We start from the raw sequence: 17837 nt of genomic DNA, 5'->3' as shown, positions 1-17837 counted from the left end.
CAATCAGGCGCGCTTGGCGCGACGTTCAGCAATAAATGCCACCAGGAAGACAGCGCCAAGCAGGTCAAAGAAGCCCATGGCGATAAAGAGCGGGTTGAAGCCGATTTTGTCGGCGGTCACCCCAATCAAAAGGGAGAACAGGAAGCTGGCGATCCACGCCGCCGAGCCGCGCATGCCGTTGACCGTCGCCATCTGGCCTTTGTCGAACGACTCCACGACCAGCGCGCTAAGCATGCAGGAGATGATCTGGTGCCCGAAGCCGCCGATGGAGATCAGCACGATGGTGATATACGGGTCGCGGGTCACGGCCACGACGGCCAGAGAAATCATCAGAAACGCGCCGGTGACGGAGCTGGCTACCACCGAGTTGACGCGGGTGCAGCCAAACCAGCGGGTGTAGAGCCGGGTGAGGTAGCCGCTCGCCACGCTGCCGAGGTCGGCGGCCAGGAACGGCAGCCAGGCGAACATCGCGATCTGCTTCAAATCCATACCGTGCTCTTTGGCGAGGTACAGCGGCACCCAGAAGCTCAGCACGGCCCAGGCCGGTTCCGCCATAAAGGCCGGGATGGCGATACCGTAGAAACGTTTGTTCTTCGAGACGGTTTTCAGCGCGGTCAGGAAGGGCAGTTTGACCGGCGCAGGTTCGTTATCCTGCTTGATAAACGCCAGTTCATCGCGGCTCAGGTTCGGGTGCTGTTCCGGGTTGTGATAAAACGCCCACCATAGGATCACCCACAGCAGCGCCAGCACGCCGGTAAACATAAACGCACCCTGCCAGCCGAACGACGCGTGGGCAAAGTAGATGATAGGCGGGGCCAGCATGGCCCCAATGGAGAAGCCTACCCCCGCCCAGCCTGCGGCAACAGGGCGCTCTGATTTCGGGAACCATTCACCGATGGTTTTGGCGTTCGCTGGCGTGGCGGCGGCTTCGGACGCACCCATAAAGAAGCGCAGAATTGCCAGGTGCAGCCAGCTTCCGGCACCCGCGTGGAAGATACACATCAGCGCCCAGATCCCGGCGCAGACCATAAAGCCGATTTTCAGGCCGATAACGTCAATCAGCCAGCCGCACAGGGGCTGGCAAATGGTGTAGGCGATCTGGAACGCGCCGACGATCCAGGAGTACTGCTCGGTGGTGATCCCGAGGCTCTCTTTCAGTTCAGGGGCGAGAATACCTAACGAGTTACGGGTGATGTAGTTAACGGTCACGCCGAGAAGAAACAGCACCAGTACGTACCAGCGCAGGTTCCTGATGACGCGACGTGTTTTGCTTGTCGCTACGGTGTTATTGATGTCCTGACTCATTTTCTTCTCCACAAGACGGACGGTAAGGGGACAAAGGTTCAGGTGTCACACAGCGTCAGGCGTTTGAAAGTTATCTGTTTTAGAGCGCTAAGCTGCTATACAACTAGTATGGAAGTTGTGTGACAGGTTCACCTTAAGAAAGAAATTGGGCAGGGAATAGTGTATTTTGTGCAAACTTTCTCATAACCGAGGTTTAATTTTCGGCATTATGGCCTTCTTGCAAGTTATTACCTGATAAACAAGTTGTGAAAATTTTTTCATTTCACATCCGGAGCCAGATCACAAAATGGACAAAAGGCTTAAAATCACCGAAATCGCCGCCCGGACGCAGCTCTCCATCAGCACCGTTTCTCGCGTGCTGGCGGGGAAGGCAAACACCAGCGAAAAAGCACGGGCAAAGGTGCTGGCGTGCGCGCGGGAGCTGGGGGTAATGGACGGCATGGCGGCGGGGCGTCTGCTGCTTAACAGCCTGGTGGTGTTTGCCCCGCAGCGGGCGTTTGACGAGCGGTCCGACATCTTTTACTACCGCGTCATCCAGAGCGTGAGCAAAGGGCTGGCCTCGCACGAAGTTCGCCTGCGTTACTGTGCGCTGGAGGAGAACGACAGCGATGCCCAGCTGTTTCTGGCCCGCATGAACGAAGTGGACACCCAGGCGGCAATCCTCCTCGGTATCGACGATCCGCATATCCACGATCTGGCGGTGGACGTGGGGAAACCCTGCATGCTGATTAACTGCCGGGACCGCCACATGCGCCTGCCCGCCGTCGCGCCGGATCATCGCGCGATTGGCGAGCGGGCGGCGGAGTACCTGTTCGAGATGGGGCACCGGGAGGTGATGAACGTGCTGTGCCTGCGTCGCTACACCATGGAGCTGCGCCTGTCCGGGATCCGCGACGCGTGGCACGGTCATAACCTCAGGTTCAGCGACAGGCGCGACCTGCTGATGGTGTCCAGCTTCAGCGCCAGAGAGACGGAGCAGCTGGTAATCGAGTGGCTTCACCAGCAGAAAGGGAAAGACCTGCCAACGGCGTTCCTGGTTGGTGGCGATTTTATGGCGGCGGGGACCATCAGCGCGCTGCAAAAACACGGTCTGCGCGTGCCGCAGGATGTCTCGGTGATGAGCATCGACGGCTTTAATCTCGCGGCGATTCAGGATGTGCCCTTAACCGCGGTACATGTTCCGCGCGATGAGCTGGGAACGGAAGCGGTGCATATGCTCCAGCAGCGGCTGATGCGCCCGGACGCGCCGGTAGGAACATTGCTGCTAAACGGTACGCTGACCGTACGGGAGTCGGTACGGCGGATACGTCAGGGGAAACGACGCACCGCCGTGGAGCGGGAAGGGCTGTATGACGGTTAAGCCATGCCCAGCGCGCGCCTGCCGTGGATGTTGAGATCGGCCACGGTAAAGCGGCCCTGCCAGCTTTTCTCATAATCCTCGCGCGGGAAATCGCCCGGTGACGCGCCGGTTTCCAGCGCTTCCTTGACCTTTTTCGCATAGGCGAGATTCTTCTCGCACATTGGCGCGGCAGGAATATACATCACGTTGCCCCAGCCCTGCTGATTTTCCACCGGCGCGACGGAGTGGATCACATCGCAGTGCCACCACACGGAGTCACCGGCTTCCAGCGCCGGAATGCTGGTTAACGCTTCGATCAGCAGCGGATGCCACTTCTCAGAAATCGGCAGCACGCGTCCCGGCGCCACGCCGCACAGCTCGTCCTCCGGCACGTCGTCCAGCAGCGGACGCAGCAGAATATAAGCCATTGCCTCCGGGATCGGCACCACGTGCAGCAAGCCCTGGCCGGGGATCATGTCCGACAGCGCCGTCCAGCCCTGGAAGGTACGGAACACCGAGCATTTGGTGGTGTTATCCACGGTGTACTCTTCCACTTCGGTACGGTGCGCGGCATTCCACGGATCGTATTTTTCAACGTTGCCGTCAAACACGCGGGCAAAGACCTGCTGATAAGCGGGCAGCAGCCAGCGCTCCAGCGCGCCAGAATCAGTGTGTGCGCCAAGTCCCTTCGAGGTGGTTCCCGGCGGGCGACGGCGGATGCGGTCCGGGTAAATCACGCTCACGTCCGGGTCGAACCACTGCTTGCCGTTGCTCTCAAATGTCCATAAACGGTTCAGGAACGACTGTACCTGCGCCATCTCTTCACTCTGGCGCGCCTGCATTTGCGCCTGCGACCAGTAGATCGGGTAAATCTCCGGACGAGAGGCCGTTAAGGTGCCGAAGAAGTTATCGCCGGGTCCTTTGTACACCTCGTCAAACTTATTCAGATCGAGGTAGTCGAGCATCGACTGATCCCACGCCAGCGCCTGCTCGCGCGGGAAATGGCCTTTGATCACCGCGCAGCCGCGACGTTTAACCGCTTCGCGCTGTTCGGCGGTAATCGTGCCGTTTTTCACGTCGGCAAAGGGGATCACTGGCCAGACGGTTTCGCCTTTGTTTTTGAGAGCGTTGATTTCCGCCACGCGGGTGGCGATTTTATCGCTGAGCCGGTCGAACACCGCCTGCACGTCGCCGATCTGCGCGCGTAGTTCACGTTTCATCTGACGGATTGCCGCTTTATGGTCCGCTGGCAACGTTTCGCTGGTAAAGGTCATAACTGCCTCGCATCTTTCATTCGAAAGTAAAAGTGTCTACAAGTGATACTTTAAGTTAAAAAAAAGTTAATGCAAGTTTAAAACCTTGACGGGCGCCACAGGATGGGAAAAGAGTGAGGGGGCCGGAGCGAGGCTCCGGCAGGTAGGGGGATCAGGCGTCGAACGGGGAGTGCGCGTCGAGCACGGCCTGAATCACATTCAGCGCGCCCTGATGGTTGTTATCGTCGGTAGTGTAACGGCTGACCGCTTTAATGCTGTCCGCCGCGTTGCCCATCGCAAAGGAGTATTTCACCAGCTTCAGCATTTCCGCATCGTTGCCGCTGTCGCCAATGCCGACGCACTCCTGCGGGGAGGTTTTCCAGCGTTTCAGCAGGCGGCTGATGCCGTTGGCCTTGTGCAGGCCGGGGATGATCAAATCGACAAAACCGAAGCCGCTGGTGACCGGCTTCATGATGCCGTCCAGGGAGACATGCAGTTTATCGACCAGATTCGGGATATCGCTGTCCGGCAGGTTCAGGGAGAATTTAAACAGCACGTCGTCAATGTCGCGGTAATCGCTGATGGGTTTTAAGCGATGGTAGTGTTTCGACATCAGCTTCACGAACGCTTCTGGCGCCTTATCGCTGACGTACGCGCTCTCCAGCCCGCAGGCCACAAAATTCAGCCCTTTGTCTTTCAGCAACTCGCCAATGACGATCTGCGACTCATGACGCGTCAGCTCGCCGTGGAAAATCTGTTCGCCGTGATCGAAGACCAGCGCGCCGTTTTCCGCGACGAAGGAGATCTGATCTTTCAGCTCCGGGAAAAAGGAGATGAGCTGGTAATACTGGTTGCCGCTGGCGACAACAAATTCAATGTTGCGGGCTTTAAGCTGCTCAAACTGTGCCTGGAAGCGGTCACGATCGTACTGCTTGGCATCATCAAGGAAAGTTCCGTCCATATCGGTGACGATAACTTTTACGGTCATACTGTGCTCCTGGGTCACTGCGTTTTGAAACATTCTAATAACAAGGTGACGGGGAGCACAAATTTAATTTCGAATGAAAGTTAGAAAGCCGGGTGGCGGCTTCGCCTTACCCGGCCTACGGGGGAACAATGTAGGCCCGGTAAGCGCAGCGCCACCGGGCGTTTTTTTACAGCGTATGCTCAGTACGGGCGATAATATCGTCCTGCGCATCCGGCGACAGGGCAGTGAAGAACGCCGAGTAGCCCGCCACGCGCACCACCAGGTCACGATACTGATCCGGGTGTTTCTTCGCTTCCAGCAGCGTTTCACGAGACACAATGTTGTACTGAATATGCCATCCCTTATGCACCTCGAAGAAGGTGCGCAGCAGCACCATCAGCTTCTGACGGTCGCTGTCGTTTTCCAGCGTCGACGGGTTCAGCTTCTGGTTTAGCAGCACGCCGCCGAGAATCGCTTCCGTCGGCAGTTTACCCACGGAGCCAATCACCGCCGTCGGGCCGAGGTGGTCGGTACCGGAGGCCGGGCTTGCCCCTTCCGCCAGCGGGGTGTGGGCTTTACGGCCGTCCGGCGTCGCCATGGTTGCTGCGCCAAACGGCACGTTTGCGGAGATAGACGACGTGCCCGCGTAGTAGTTACCCCCAATCGGGCCGCGGCCGTAGCGTGGGTTGTGATACTGCTTCAGCTCTTCAATGTAGGTCTGATAAGCACGGGTCAGCAGCAGGTCCACGCTGTCGTCGTCGTTGCCGTACTTCGGCGCGCCGTTGATCAGGCGCTGGCGCAGCTGCTCGTGGGTCAGCCCCTCGAAGTCATCCGCCAGCGCCGCCGCCAGCTGTTGCTGACCGATAACACCCTGGTCAAACACCAGCTTCTTCACCGCTGCCAGGCTGTTGCCGAGGTTGGCGATCCCCACCTGTAGGCCGGAAACCCAGTCATACTTCGCGCCGCCCTGCTTAATGCTTTTCGCGCGTTCGATACAGTCGTCCACCAGCGCCGAGCAGAGAATATCGTGGACGTTCTCTTCCAGCATGGTGTCCACCACGTACTCGATCTCAATGGATTTGCGGGTGTAGTAGCGGATCTGGTTATCCCACGCCGCCATGACCTCATCAAAATTCCCGAAGTTACCGGCAGAAAGCGCTTTTTCCTGCGGCAGGAACACCTGGCCGCTGGTGGCGTCGCGACCGCCTTCCAGCGCCGCCAGCATCACGCGGGCGAAGTTGATAAAGCTCATGCCGGTGCAGCGATAGCCCCACTTGCCGCCAACGGCGGTTTCGATGCAGCCAATCGCCGCATAGTCATACGCGTCCTCTCGTTCCACGCCGAGCTTGATAAATTCCGGGATCACGATTTCATCGTTGTTAAACGCCGGCATCCCGAAGCCGCAGCGGATCACCTGCACGCAGGCGTCGAGGAAGTCGTTGCTCATGCCCGCGTGGTAGCGCACGCTCAGGTTTGGCTGGGTGGAGCGCAGGCGACCGCAGGATTCGAGAATGGCGTAAGAGAGCGGGTTGACCGCGTCCATCGGTTCACCGTTGACCAGCTTCTGGCCGCCGATGGTGACGTTCTGATACAGCGGGCTGCCCGCAGAGGCTTTGGAGTGTGAGCCGGAGCGGATTTTGTTCACCTCCAGCAGCTTCAGCCAGCAGCTGTGCAGCAGCTCAATGGCGTGCTCGCGATCCAGACTCTGGTCCAGCTCCACGTCGCGGCGGTAGTACGGGTAAAGGTACTGGTCCATACGGGCAAAGGAGACGGAGTGACCGTTGGACTCAATTTGCAGGATCAGCTGAATGAAGTAGCACAGCTGTAGCGCCTGCCAGAAGGTTTTTGGCGGTTGGTGGGCGATGATGTCGCAGTTTTCCGCCATGGCCAGCAGCTCGTCGCGGCAGCTGTCGCGGGTTTCTGTCGCGGCCATTTCACGCGCCAGGTCGGCAAAGCGTTTTATGTGCAGGCTTACGGCTTCCAGCACGATATCAATGGCTTTCAGGAACTGGTCGCCGTGCAGATCGTCCAGCACCGTCAGGTTGATGCGCGACCGGCGCTCGGCCACTTTCGCGCGCAGGCCGTCAAGCCCTTTCTCCAGCACCAGCGGGAAATTCACCGCCAGGTGTGCGTCACCGGAGGTCATGTTGCCTTCCGCTTTGATGATGCCGGTTTCCAGCAGGCCTTTCTGCTCGTCGGTAAACATACCGTAGCAGCGATCCTGCACCGTCTGGCCGCGCCACCACGGGCAGATCGCATGCAGGACGCGCTTGTTCTCTTCGCTGACCGCAAAGCCCGCGCCCGGACGGTCCGCCAGATCGTCAATCTCTTTCTCAATCCAGGAGACGGTATATTCCGGGAAGATCGGCGCGGCACGCACTTCGCTTGCCTGGTTGCCGATAATCAGCTCGTCGTGCTTGATCCAGATGGTACGTTTTGCCAGGTGGTGGGCGAGGGCCAGCGCGCGACGTACCGGGATCGGCTTGTCCAGATGCTGCTGATACATTTCGGTATAGTGCTGCGCGCGCTCGGTACAGACCGGCGGCTTAACGATATGCACCAGCGCCGTTTTGTGCGCCTTGATGCGCTCGCTGAGGGTGTTGATATTCAGGGTGGTCATAAGTTCATCCTCGTAAGGTCGCGGTTAACCCTTTCTGGCAGGCATACTGCTGCGCGAAGTCCAGCAGGGCAGGGTTATCCAGCGGTTTGTCAGGGGCAGAGTAGGGTTGGCCGAGCAGGGTGTATTTGTTCATGCCCAGCGTGTGATACGGCAGAAAATGAATATCCTCGACGCCGAGTTCATCGGCGGCGAAATTGGTAATGGCGGTAACCGACGCTTCATCGGCGTTGAAGCCCTGGATCAGCGGCACGCGGATGGTGATTTTTTTCCCGGCAGCGGCGAGGCGTTTCAGGTTGTCCAGGATCCGTCTGGCTGAGCCATCGGTCCACTGTTTGAATACGTCACTGTCCACATGTTTCAGATCTGCCAGGAACAGATCGACATACGGCAGTGACGGCTCGATATAATGCCAGGGTACGTGAAGGCAGGTTTCAACGGCGGTATGAATACCTTGTTCATGGCTGGCTTTAAACAGGGCGTGTGCCAGCGCCGGGTTCATGAACGGCTCGCCGCCGGAGAGGGTGATCCCGCCGCCGCTGCGGTCGTAGAAGGGCTTGTCGCGCAGCACGGTGGCCATAATCTCCTCCACCTGCTTCTCTTCACCGCAGACGGTAAGCGCCTGGGTCGGGCAACAGTCGGTAAGGGCAGTGAGCGTCTCGTCGTTAAGCGTCTCACGATGAATGACCAGCCCGTTCAGCGCGCGTTCAACACACCCCGGCGCGGCCTGCTGACACAGGTCACAGCCGTCCAGGCACAGGCGGGCATCAAACAGGACGTCCCGCGTGCGGGAGCGGCTTTCCGGGTTCTGACACCAGCGACAGCCCAGCGAGCAGCCTTTCAGGAATACCACGGTTCGAATACCGGGACCGTCGTGGGTGGAGTAACGCTGTATATTGAAGATCATTTTCTTGCCCTCGAATTACATATGAAGATTAAATTACTTTCGTATGAAAGTTATCTTGATGTGGGTCAATTCCTGAGCAGGTTTTGCTGTGATAGGGTAAGTGCAGGCTAATTTTGAGGGTGACATCATGGAACTTTATCTCGACACATCTGACGTTGCGGCAGTCAAAAAGCTGGCGCGTATCTTCCCGCTGGCGGGCGTGACCACTAACCCAAGCATTGTGGCGGCGGGTAAAACGCCTCTGGAAGAGCTGCTGCCCGCGCTGCACGACGCGCTGGGCGGCAAGGGCCGGCTGTTCGCTCAGGTGATGGCGACGACCGCCGAGGGAATGGTGGAAGACGCACGTAAACTGCGCGCGATAATCAATGACCTGGTGGTGAAAGTGCCCGTGACCGCTGAAGGACTGGCGGCGATCAAAATGCTGAAAGCAGAAGGGATCCCGACGCTGGGTACGGCGGTGTATGGCGCAGCGCAGGGGATGCTCTCCGCACTGGCGGGGGCTGAGTATGTGGCTCCTTACGTGAACCGCGTGGACGCGCAGGGTGGGGATGGGATCCAGACGGTGGTCGAACTGCAACAGTTGCTGACCCTGCATGCCCCGCAGTCAAAAGTGCTGGCGGCGAGCTTTAAAACCCCGCGCCAGGCGCTGGACTGCCTGCTGGCAGGGTGCGAATCCATCACGCTGCCGCTGGACGTGGCGCAGCAGTTTATTACCTCTCCGGCCGTGGATGCGGCAATTGTGAAGTTTGAGCAGGACTGGCAGGGGGCGTTTGGGCGGACGTCTATTTGACGCTGTTGCCGGGTGGCGCTGACGCTTACCCGGCCTACATTTGCATCGCTGTTGCCGGGTGGCGCTGACGCTTACCCGGCCTACATTTGCATCGCTGTTGCCGGGTGGCGCTAACGCTTACCCGGCCTACATTCGCATTGCTGTTGCCGGGTGGCGCCGTTCGAGCCGTTGTAGGTCGGGTAAGGCGAAGCCGCCACCCGACTTTTTTACTGGCTACACACCTCACACCCGGGATTACGCATCAGCTTCATCTCGCGGAACTGGCAGGTCATCGCGTCATACATCACGATTTTACCCGCTGCGGGCGTGCCGTAGTGCGCCAGCACTTTGATCGCCTCCATCGCCTGCAAGGAACCGATAACGCCAACCAGCGGCGCCATCACGCCCGCCTCGACGCAGGTCAGCGCATTCTCGCCAAACAGACGGCTCAGGCAGCGGTAGCAGGGCTCTCCTTCAGCGTAGGTGAAGACGGTGATTTGCCCCTCCATGCGGATGGCCGCGCCGGAAACCAGCGGCGTTTTACGGGCAAAGCAGCCCGCATTGAGCTGGTTGCGAATGGCGACGTTATCGGTGCAGTCCAGCACCAGGTCATGCCGTGCAATCTGGGCAAACAGCGCGTCGTCATCCAGCATCGCGTCAATCAGGGTGAACTGAACGTTGGGGTTAATGCGCGCCAGCGCCGTGCGTGCTGATTCCACTTTAGGCTGACCGACCGTCGCGTCACTGTGCAGCGTCTGGCGTTGCAGGTTGGACACCGACACGGTGTCGAAATCCAGCAGCGTCATGCTGCCGATGCCCGCCGCAGCCAGATATTGCGCCGCCGCGCAGCCCAGCCCGCCAAGACCCACAACCAGCACGCTGGCCGCCTTGAGCGCTTCCTGGCCCTCGAAATCAAACCCGCGCAGCACGATCTGGCGGTTATAGCGCATCATCTCCGGGTCGCTCAGTTCCACCGTCATGTCAGCCTCCGAACAGGTGGTTAAAGCGTTCCACTTCAACCCATTCGCCCGCCTCAACGTGGCCGCGATCGCGCTCCAGCACGATAAAGCAGTTACCCTGACTGAAGGAGCTAAAGATGTGCGAACCCTGATGCCCGGTGGTGCTCACCTCCAGCTCGCCGTCGGCGTTGCGCGCCAGAATGCCGCGCTGGAAATCGAGACGGCCCGGTGATTTTTTGAGGCGCGTTGCCGCCCGCACGCGCACACGCTCCGGCAGCGGGCTGGCATTGTTGCCTGAAAGCTTCGCCAGCAGCGGGATCACCAGCTGGTAGAAGGTCAGCGCGGCAGAGACCGGGTTACCCGGCAGGCCACAGAACCAGCTGTGCGGAAGTTTGCCAAACGCGAACGGTTTGCCCGGTTTAATCGCCAGCTTCCAGAAGGCGATTTCGCCCAGCTCTTCAAGCAGGGTTTTGGTGTAATCCGCTTCGCCAACCGATACGCCGCCGGAGCTGATCACCACGTCGGCAGAGGCGTCAGCGTCGATAAACGCCGCGCGCAGTTTTTGCGGATCGTCAGGAATGATACCGAGGTTAATCACCTCACAGCCCAGCTGCTCAAGCATCAGGTGCACCGCCAGACGGTTGGTGTCGTAAATCTGCCCCTCGTTCAGCGGCTGACCCGGAAGCTGTAGCTCATCTCCCGTGGAGAACACCGCCACGCGCACTTTGCGGACCACGTCAATCTCCGCGATGCCAAGCGATGCCAGCACCGGCAGTTCGGCGACCGTCAGCTTTTGCCCGGCGGCAAAGACCGTTGCGCCCAGGGTAATGTCTTCCCCGATGTGGCGGATATTCTGTCCCGCTTTGACGCTGGCGGTGAAGCGCACGCCGTCGTCCGTTTGTTCGGTCTCTTCCTGCATCACCACGGCTTCACAGCCCTTTGGCACCGGTGCCCCGGTCATAATGCGCACGCAGGTGCCCGCTGGCCACTCACCGTTAAACGGCTGCCCGGCAAACGCTTTACCTGCCACCGGCAGCGGCTGACCCGTTTGCAGATCCGCCAGACGTACGGCATAGCCGTCCATCGCCGCGTTATCGAACCCCGGCACGTTCAGCGGCGAGACGATATCGCGCGCGGCAATACGGCCAAAACAGCGCACAAGCGGCAGTGTCTCAACGTCGTGCAGTGGAGTAATGCGGTCAAGCATCTGCGAGAGTGCCGTCTCAAGCGGCATCAGTCCGGCGGTAAAATCCATGGTGGGCTCCTGCGGAGTAACAACGAAAGCGCTCATTATGGCAGAAAAGTGCGGCTAACTGTATGACCCGATGGGTGTACGCTTTACATCACAGTTGCGTCTTTCTATATTCAAAAATCATCTGAAGATTCGTCGACGATAATGATATTTATAGAAAAAGCAGCCAGCCAGGCTGATGGGTGATGCGAAATGAGTAAAGCGGTTATCGCAATTCATGGCGGTGCCGGGGCAATCACCCGTGCACAGCTCAGTCCCGAGCAGGAGAAGCGTTATATTGATGCGCTGAACGCCATTGTGGAAACAGGCCAGCGGATGCTGGAAGCGGGCGACAGCGCGCTGGACGTGGTGACCGAAGCAGTACGTCTGCTGGAGGAGTGCCCGCTGTTTAATGCCGGTATTGGCTCGGTCTTTACGCGCGATGAAACGCACGAGCTGGATGCCTGCGTGATGGACGGCGTCACCCTGAAGGCGGGCGCGGTAGCGGGCGTCAGCCGTCTGCGTAATCCGGTGCTGGCCGCGCGTCTGGTGATGGAACAAAGCCCGCATGTGCTGCTGGCCGGGGCGGGGGCGGAAAAATTTGCCGTCGAGCACGGGATGGACACGGTCTCGCCCGATCTTTTTTCCACCGAGGAGCGTTACCGGCAACTGCTGGAGGCCCGTACAGCGGGGATGACGCAGCTGGACCATGCCGCGCCGCTCGATGAACGCAGCAAAATGGGCACGGTAGGCGCGGTGGCGCTGGATAAAGCCGGTAATCTCGCCGCCGCGACGTCGACAGGCGGTATGACCAACAAACTTCCCGGTCGCGTCGGCGACAGCCCGCTGCCGGGGGCCGGGTGTTACGCCAATAACGCCACCGCGGCGGTGTCATGCACCGGCACCGGCGAAGTGTTTATCCGCGCGCTGGCGGCCTACGACATTACCGCGCTAATGGATTACGGCGGATTAAGCCTGAGTGAGGCCTGCGAGCGGGTAGTGATGGAGAAACTGCCGGCGCTGGGCGGGATTGGCGGCTTAATTGCGGTGGATCGGGAGGGCAACGTGGCTCTGCCGTTCAACAGTGAAGGGATGTACCGGGCGTGGGGGTATGCCGGCGATGCGCCCAGCACAGGCATTTATCGTGAATAAGGGGGCATTGCGTGCCGCACCGTGAAGAGCTGGACAACTGCGAAGTGCTGGCTGTCCACCAACTGAATATTGCGTTTCAGGAAGAGCGGCAGTTCATCCCCGCAGTACAGAATTTATCGTTTTCGCTCAGGCGCGGCGAGACGCTGGCGATTGTTGGCGAATCAGGTTCCGGTAAATCCGTTACCGCGCTGGCGCTGATGCGTCTGCTTGAGCAGACGGGCGGGCAGGTCACCAGCGAGCGGATGCTGTTGCGCCGTCGCAACCGTCAGGTTATCGATCTCAACGAGCTGAGTGCGTCCCAGATGCAGGGGGTGCGCGGGGCAGATATTGCGATGATTTTTCAGGAGCCGATGACCTCCCTGAACCCGGTTTTTCCGGTGGGCGAGCAGATTGCCGAATCTATCCGCCTGCATCAGGGACTGAGCGGTGATGAGGCGCTCAACGAAGCAAAACGGATGCTGGAGCTGGTGCGTATCCCTGAGGCGCACGCGATTTTGTCCCGCTATCCGCATCAGCTTTCCGGCGGCATGCGCCAGCGGGTGATGATTGCGATGGCGCTGTCGTGCCGTCCGGCGGTGCTCATTGCGGACGAACCCACCACGGCGCTGGATGTCACCATTCAGGCCCAGATCCTGCAACTGATTAAGGTGTTGCAGCAGGAGATGGAGATGGGGGTGATTTTCATCACCCACGATATGGGGGTGGTGGCGGATATTGCCGATCGGGTGCTGGTTATGCATCAGGGCAATGCCGTGGAAACCGGCACGGTGGAGCAGGTCTTTCATGCGCCGGTGCATCCTTATACCAAAGCGCTGCTGGCGGCGGTCCCGCGTCTGGGGGCCATGAATGGCAGTGATTTTCCGCGCCGTTTTCCGCTGTTCTCACAGACCGAACAGGGCCAGCAGGAAGACGAAACCGAGCAGGATACGGTGGTTCCCGGCAGGCCAATCCTCGAAGTGCGTGACCTGGTGACCCGTTTCCCGCTGCGTAGCGGGATCCTCAATCGCGTGAAGCGCGAAGTGCATGCGGTTGAAAACGTCAGTTTTGATCTCTGGCCGGGCGAAACGTTGGCGCTGGTGGGGGAGTCCGGCTGCGGTAAATCCACCACCGGGCGGGCGCTGCTCAGGCTGGTGGCGTCGCAGGAGGGGAGCATCACCTTCAACGGTGAGCGCATCGACACGCTCCCTAACAGTAAATTGCAGGCGGTGCGCCGGGATATTCAGTTTATATTCCAGGATCCTTATGCGTCGCTCGATCCGCGCCATACGGTGGGGTACTCGATTATGGAGCCGCTGCGGGTGCATAACCTGCTCGACGGTGAAGCCGCGCAGCGCCGCGTCGCATGGCTGCTGGAGCGCGTGGGCCTGAAGTCGGAGCATGCCTGGCGTTATCCGCACGAATTTTCTGGCGGTCAGCGTCAGCGTATCTGCATTGCGAGGGCATTGGCCCTCAATCCGAAAGTGGTGATTGCGGATGAGTCCGTGTCAGCGCTGGATGTCTCTATCCGCGCGCAAATTATCAATCTTCTGCTCGATTTACAGCGGGATTTGGGCATTGCGTTTCTGTTTATCTCCCACGATATGGCGGTGGTGGAGCGGATCAGCCATCGCGTGGCGGTGATGTACATGGGGCAAATTGTTGAAATCGGCCCCCGTCGGGCGGTGTTTGAAAACCCGCAGCACCCGTACACCCGCAAGCTGATGGCTGCCGTACCGGTTGCCGATCCTGAGCATCGTCACGCCCAGCGCGTGCTGTTGCAGGACGAAATGCCGAGCAATATTCGTAAACGGGGCGAAACCCTGGAGCGCGTGGCGCTGCGTGAGGTGGGACCCGGTCATTTTGTCGCACCACCGCGTCAGGGCAATGCATTCTCGCGGTTATAACTTACAACAGGCAGGAGAACACAATGGTTCCTTTTGTTGCTCGTAAATGGCTGCTGGCCGCGAGCGTGACGGCTGCGCTGGCCGCCGCCCCCGCGTTCGCGGCGAAAGATGTGGTGGTGGCTGTGGGGTCTAACTTCACGACCCTGGATCCGTATGATGCCAACGACACTCTTTCTCAGGCGGTGGCAAAATCCTTCTACCAGGGGCTGTTCGGCCTGGACCGCGAAATGAAGCTGAAAAACGTGCTGGCGGAAGGCTATACCGTGTCGGACGACGGGCTGGTCTATACCGTTAAGCTCCGTACCGGCGTGAAGTTCCAGGATGGCACCGACTTCAACGCCGAGGCGGTTAAGGTCAACCTGGATCGTGCCAGCAATCCGGAAAACGGTCTTAAACGCTACAACCTGTATAAAAATATCGCCCAAACCGAGGTGGTTGATCCGGCGACGGTGAAGATCACCCTCAAAGAGCCGTTCTCGGCGTTTATCAATATCCTGGCGCATCCCGCGACGGCGATGATTTCGCCCGCCGCCCTGAAAAAATACGGCAAAGAGATTGGCTTCCACCCGGTGGGGACCGGACCGTACGAACTGCTTACCTGGAATCAGACCGATTTTGTGAAGGTAAAAAAATTCGCCGGATACTGGCAGCAGGGGCTGCCGAAGCTGGATACCATCACCTGGCGGCCGGTAGTAGACAACAACACCCGCGCCGCAATGCTGCAAACCGGCGAAGCGCAGTTTGCCTTCCCGATCCCGTACGAACAGGCGGCGCTGCTGGCGAAAAACAGCAAGCTGGAACTGGTGGCCAGCCCGTCGATTATGCAGCGCTACATCAGCATGAACGTTACGCAGAAACCGTTTGATAACCCGAAGGTGCGTGAAGCCATCAACTACGCCATTAACCGCCAGGCGCTGGTGAAGGTGGCCTTTGCCGGCTACGCCACCCCGGCGACGGGCGTGATGCCGCCAACCATTGAGTACGCGCAAAGCTATCAGCCGTGGCCTTACGATCCGGCGAAAGCGCGGGAACTGCTGAAAGAGGCGGGCTATACGAACGGCTTTAGCACTACGCTGTGGTCGTCGCATAACCACAGTACCGCGCAGAAGGTGCTGCAATTTACCCAGCAGCAGTTGGCGCAGGTGGGCATTAAAGCCAGGGTTACGGCGATGGATGCCGGACAGCGAGCGGCGGAAGTGGAAGGCAAAGGACAGAAAGAGAGCGGCGTGCGGATGTTCTACACCGGCTGGACGGCTTCAACCGGAGAAGCGGACTGGTCCCTGTCGCCGCTGTTTGCTTCCCAGAACTGGCCGCCAACGCTGTTCAATACCGCGTTCTACAGTAATCCGCAGGTGGATAAAGATCTGGCCGATGCCCTGAAAACCACCAAACCGGAAGAGAAAGCACGCCTGTACAAAGAGGCGCAGGACATTATCTGGAAAGAGTCGCCGTGGGTGCCGCTGGTGGTGGAAAAACTGGTCTCAGCCCACAACAAAGCGCTGACCGGTTTTTACATCATGCCGGATACGGGCTTTAGCTTTGATGACGCGGATTTGAAATAAAACTCATGCTGAATTATGTGTGTAAACGCCTGCTGGGGCTTATCCCGACGCTGCTGATTGTGGCCGTGCTGGTGTTTTTGTTTGTCCATATGCTGCCCGGCGATCCGGCGCGTTTGATTGCCGGACCGGAAGCGGATGCGACGGTTATTGAACTGGTGCGTAAACAGCTCGGTCTTGACCAGCCGCTGTACAGGCAATTTCTGCGTTACATTGGCAATGTCCTTCAGGGCGATTTCGGCATCTCAATGGTGTCGCGTCGTCCGGTGTCGGAGGAGATTGCCAGCCGCTTTATGCCTACCTTCTGGTTAACGATTGCCAGTATGAGCTGGGCGGTTGTCTTTGGCCTGGGCGCGGGGATTGTCGCCGCCGTCTGGCGCAACCGCTGGCCGGATAAGCTCGGTATGGCGCTGGCGGTCACCGGCATCTCTTTCCCGGCGTTTGCGCTGGGCATGCTGCTGATGCAGATTTTCTCCGTCGAGCTGGGCTGGTTGCCGACCGTCGGGGCCGACACCTGGAAGCACTACATTCTGCCCTCTATGACGCTAGGCGCGGCCGTTGCGGCGGTTATGGCCCGATTTACCCGCGCCTCGTTTGTCGACGTGCTGAGCGAAGATTACATTCGCACCGCGCGGGCAAAAGGGGTGAGTGAGAAATGGGTCATTCTGAAGCATGGTTTTCGTAATGCGATGATCCCGGTGGTCACGATGATGGGGCTACAGTTCGGCTTCCTGCTGGGGGGCTCTATCGTGGTTGAGAAGGTCTTTAACTGGCCGGGGCTGGGGCGCCTGCTGGTCGACTCGGTCGATATGCGTGACTATCCGGTTATTCAGGCTGAAGTCCTGCTTTTCTCGCTGGAGTTTATTCTTATCAACTTAGTGGTGGATGTGCTGTACGCCGCCATTAACCCGGCCATCAGGTATAAGTAAGATGCGATTACTGAACTGGCGTCGCCAGGCCATTTTAAACGCTATGCCGGGGATCAGGCCGGACCATATTCGCACCCCGTGGGTTGAGTTCTGGCGTCGATTCCGTCGTCAGCCCGTCGCTATGGTCGCCGGGTTGTTTGTGTTACTGCTGATCCTGGTGGCGATTATCGCCCCCTGGATAGCCCCGTTTGATGCGGAAAACTACTTCGACTACGACCGGCTGAACGATGGTCCGTCGATGATGCACTGGTTTGGCGTGGACTCGCTCGGGCGCGATATTTTTAGCCGCGTGCTGGTAGGGGCGCAGATCTCACTGGCGGCCGGGGTCTTCGCGGTGCTGATGGGCGCAGCAATTGGCACCGTGCTGGGGCTGGTGGCCGGGTACTACGAAGGCTGGTGGGACCGCATCATCATGCGTATCTGCGACGTGCTGTTTGCCTTTCCCGGTATTCTGCTGGCGATTGCCGTGGTGGCGGTGATGGGCAGCGGCATGGCGAACGTCATTATCGCCGTGGCGGTATTCTCGATTCCCGCTTTCGCGCGTCTGGTACGTGGCAACACGCTGGTGCTGAAGCAGCAGACCTTTATCGAGTCGGCGCGCAGCATGGGAGCCAGCGATGCCACCATCCTGTTCAGCCATATTCTGCCGGGAACGGTCTCGTCTATCGTGGTCTATTTCACCATGCGCATAGGCGTGTCGATTATCTCGGCGGCCAGCCTGTCGTTTCTGGGGTTAGGGGCACAGCCGCCGACGCCGGAGTGGGGGGCGATGCTGAACGAGGCGCGGGCGGATATGGTGATTGCGCCACACGTGGCGATCTTCCCGAGCCTGGCGATTTTCCTGACCGTGCTGGCGTTTAACCTGCTGGGGGATGGGCTGCGCGACGCGCTGGATCCGAGGATTAAGGGGTAGTGCAGTGAAATGTGCCGGGTGGCGGCTACGCCTTACCCGGCCTACAAAAGGGAA

14 protein-coding genes are annotated in these 17837 nt (G+C 59.2%); 7 read left to right on the top strand and 7 right to left on the bottom strand.

Annotated features, from left to right (window positions below; genetic code table 11):
• Positions 1-3: 3 nt before the first annotated feature.
• The gene (locus SK62_RS13905; protein ID WP_047718749.1) at positions 4-1305 is read right to left on the bottom strand and encodes an MFS transporter; all 1302 of its coding nucleotides are present in this window, start codon (positions 1303-1305) and stop codon (positions 4-6) included.
• Between the two features lie 286 nt (positions 1306-1591).
• Here SK62_RS13905 and SK62_RS13900 point away from each other — a divergent pair, with 286 nt between their 5' ends.
• Entirely contained in the window at positions 1592-2665 is a 1074-nt protein-coding gene (locus tag SK62_RS13900; protein WP_039271256.1) for a LacI family DNA-binding transcriptional regulator, read from the top strand.
• Here the strand turns inward: SK62_RS13900 and SK62_RS13895 are convergent.
• From SK62_RS13895 to SK62_RS13880, 4 genes are all read right to left on the bottom strand, one after another.
• A complete protein-coding gene (locus tag SK62_RS13895) occupies positions 2662-3918 on the bottom strand; it encodes a DUF1479 domain-containing protein (protein WP_017384899.1) in 1257 nt (418 codons plus the stop codon). The two genes, SK62_RS13900 and SK62_RS13895, sit on opposite strands and share 4 nt — an antisense overlap.
• A 151-nt stretch (positions 3919-4069) precedes the next feature.
• The gene (locus SK62_RS13890; protein ID WP_039271253.1) at positions 4070-4885 is read right to left on the bottom strand and encodes a Cof-type HAD-IIB family hydrolase; all 816 of its coding nucleotides are present in this window, start codon (positions 4883-4885) and stop codon (positions 4070-4072) included.
• Positions 4886-5051: 166 nt separating this feature from the next.
• Complete coding sequence (locus tag SK62_RS13885; RefSeq protein WP_047718748.1) at positions 5052-7484, bottom strand: formate C-acetyltransferase/glycerol dehydratase family glycyl radical enzyme; 2433 nt, start codon at positions 7482-7484, stop codon at positions 5052-5054.
• Positions 7485-7488: 4 nt separating this feature from the next.
• Positions 7489-8388: a glycyl-radical enzyme activating protein gene (locus SK62_RS13880; RefSeq protein ID WP_047718747.1), complete on the bottom strand. Its 900-nt coding sequence runs from the start codon at positions 8386-8388 to the stop codon at positions 7489-7491.
• A 127-nt stretch (positions 8389-8515) separates the two neighbouring features.
• On the opposite strand from SK62_RS13880, the gene fsa reads away from it, so the two are divergent.
• Positions 8516-9178 carry a fructose-6-phosphate aldolase gene (gene fsa, locus SK62_RS13875; RefSeq protein WP_023303353.1) on the top strand — a complete coding sequence of 221 codons (663 nt, stop codon included), beginning with the start codon at positions 8516-8518 and terminating at the stop codon, positions 9176-9178.
• 206 nt (positions 9179-9384) lie between these two features.
• On the opposite strand, the gene moeB is transcribed toward fsa, so the two are convergent.
• Entirely contained in the window at positions 9385-10137 is a 753-nt protein-coding gene (moeB, locus tag SK62_RS13870; RefSeq protein ID WP_047718746.1) for a molybdopterin-synthase adenylyltransferase MoeB, read from the bottom strand.
• Between the two features lies 1 nt (position 10138).
• The gene (moeA, locus tag SK62_RS13865; protein WP_022650670.1) at positions 10139-11371 is read right to left on the bottom strand and encodes a molybdopterin molybdotransferase MoeA; all 1233 of its coding nucleotides are present in this window, start codon (positions 11369-11371) and stop codon (positions 10139-10141) included.
• A gap of 189 nt (positions 11372-11560) precedes the next feature.
• Between moeA and iaaA the strand changes: the two genes are divergently transcribed.
• From iaaA to gsiD, 5 genes are read left to right on the top strand one after another with little or no spacing between them, the layout of a single operon-like run.
• Positions 11561-12499: a beta-aspartyl-peptidase gene (gene iaaA, locus SK62_RS13860; RefSeq protein WP_015571030.1), complete on the top strand. Its 939-nt coding sequence runs from the start codon at positions 11561-11563 to the stop codon at positions 12497-12499.
• Between the two features lie 11 nt (positions 12500-12510).
• A complete protein-coding gene (gene gsiA, locus SK62_RS13855; protein WP_017693744.1) occupies positions 12511-14382 on the top strand; it encodes a glutathione ABC transporter ATP-binding protein GsiA in 1872 nt (623 codons plus the stop codon).
• 23 nt (positions 14383-14405) lie between these two features.
• The gene (gene gsiB / locus SK62_RS13850; protein WP_032634035.1) at positions 14406-15944 is read left to right on the top strand and encodes a glutathione ABC transporter substrate-binding protein GsiB; all 1539 of its coding nucleotides are present in this window, start codon (positions 14406-14408) and stop codon (positions 15942-15944) included.
• A gap of 5 nt (positions 15945-15949) precedes the next feature.
• The gene (gene gsiC / locus SK62_RS13845) at positions 15950-16870 is read left to right on the top strand and encodes a glutathione ABC transporter permease GsiC (RefSeq protein WP_006809475.1); all 921 of its coding nucleotides are present in this window, start codon (positions 15950-15952) and stop codon (positions 16868-16870) included.
• A 1-nt stretch (position 16871) separates the two neighbouring features.
• A complete protein-coding gene (gsiD, locus tag SK62_RS13840; protein WP_015571027.1) occupies positions 16872-17783 on the top strand; it encodes a glutathione ABC transporter permease GsiD in 912 nt (303 codons plus the stop codon).
• The last annotated feature ends 54 nt before the right edge of the window (positions 17784-17837 follow it).

Source organism: Enterobacter sp. BIDMC109 (assembly GCF_001037885.1).
Taxonomy (GTDB): Bacteria; Pseudomonadota; Gammaproteobacteria; order Enterobacterales; family Enterobacteriaceae; genus Enterobacter; species Enterobacter hormaechei_C.
Note: the sequence above shows the minus strand (reverse complement) of the source record. Positions and strands in the feature narration are given on the sequence as shown.

Coding starts and splice junctions, on each gene's coding strand:
- SK62_RS13905 (WP_047718749.1), bottom strand. CDS start 1,305: ATGAGTCAGGACATCAATAACACCGTAGCGACAAGCAAAACACGTCGC.
- SK62_RS13900 (WP_039271256.1), top strand. CDS start 1,592: ATGGACAAAAGGCTTAAAATCACCGAAATCGCCGCCCGGACGCAGCTC.
- SK62_RS13895 (WP_017384899.1), bottom strand. CDS start 3,918: ATGACCTTTACCAGCGAAACGTTGCCAGCGGACCATAAAGCGGCAATC.
- SK62_RS13890 (WP_039271253.1), bottom strand. CDS start 4,885: ATGACCGTAAAAGTTATCGTCACCGATATGGACGGAACTTTCCTTGAT.
- SK62_RS13885 (WP_047718748.1), bottom strand. CDS start 7,484: ATGACCACCCTGAATATCAACACCCTCAGCGAGCGCATCAAGGCGCAC.
- SK62_RS13880 (WP_047718747.1), bottom strand. CDS start 8,388: ATGATCTTCAATATACAGCGTTACTCCACCCACGACGGTCCCGGTATT.
- fsa (WP_023303353.1), top strand. CDS start 8,516: ATGGAACTTTATCTCGACACATCTGACGTTGCGGCAGTCAAAAAGCTG.
- moeB (WP_047718746.1), bottom strand. CDS start 10,137: ATGACGGTGGAACTGAGCGACCCGGAGATGATGCGCTATAACCGCCAG.
- moeA (WP_022650670.1), bottom strand. CDS start 11,371: ATGGATTTTACCGCCGGACTGATGCCGCTTGAGACGGCACTCTCGCAG.
- iaaA (WP_015571030.1), top strand. CDS start 11,561: ATGAGTAAAGCGGTTATCGCAATTCATGGCGGTGCCGGGGCAATCACC.
- gsiB (WP_032634035.1), top strand. CDS start 14,406: ATGGTTCCTTTTGTTGCTCGTAAATGGCTGCTGGCCGCGAGCGTGACG.
- gsiC (WP_006809475.1), top strand. CDS start 15,950: ATGCTGAATTATGTGTGTAAACGCCTGCTGGGGCTTATCCCGACGCTG.
- gsiD (WP_015571027.1), top strand. CDS start 16,872: ATGCGATTACTGAACTGGCGTCGCCAGGCCATTTTAAACGCTATGCCG.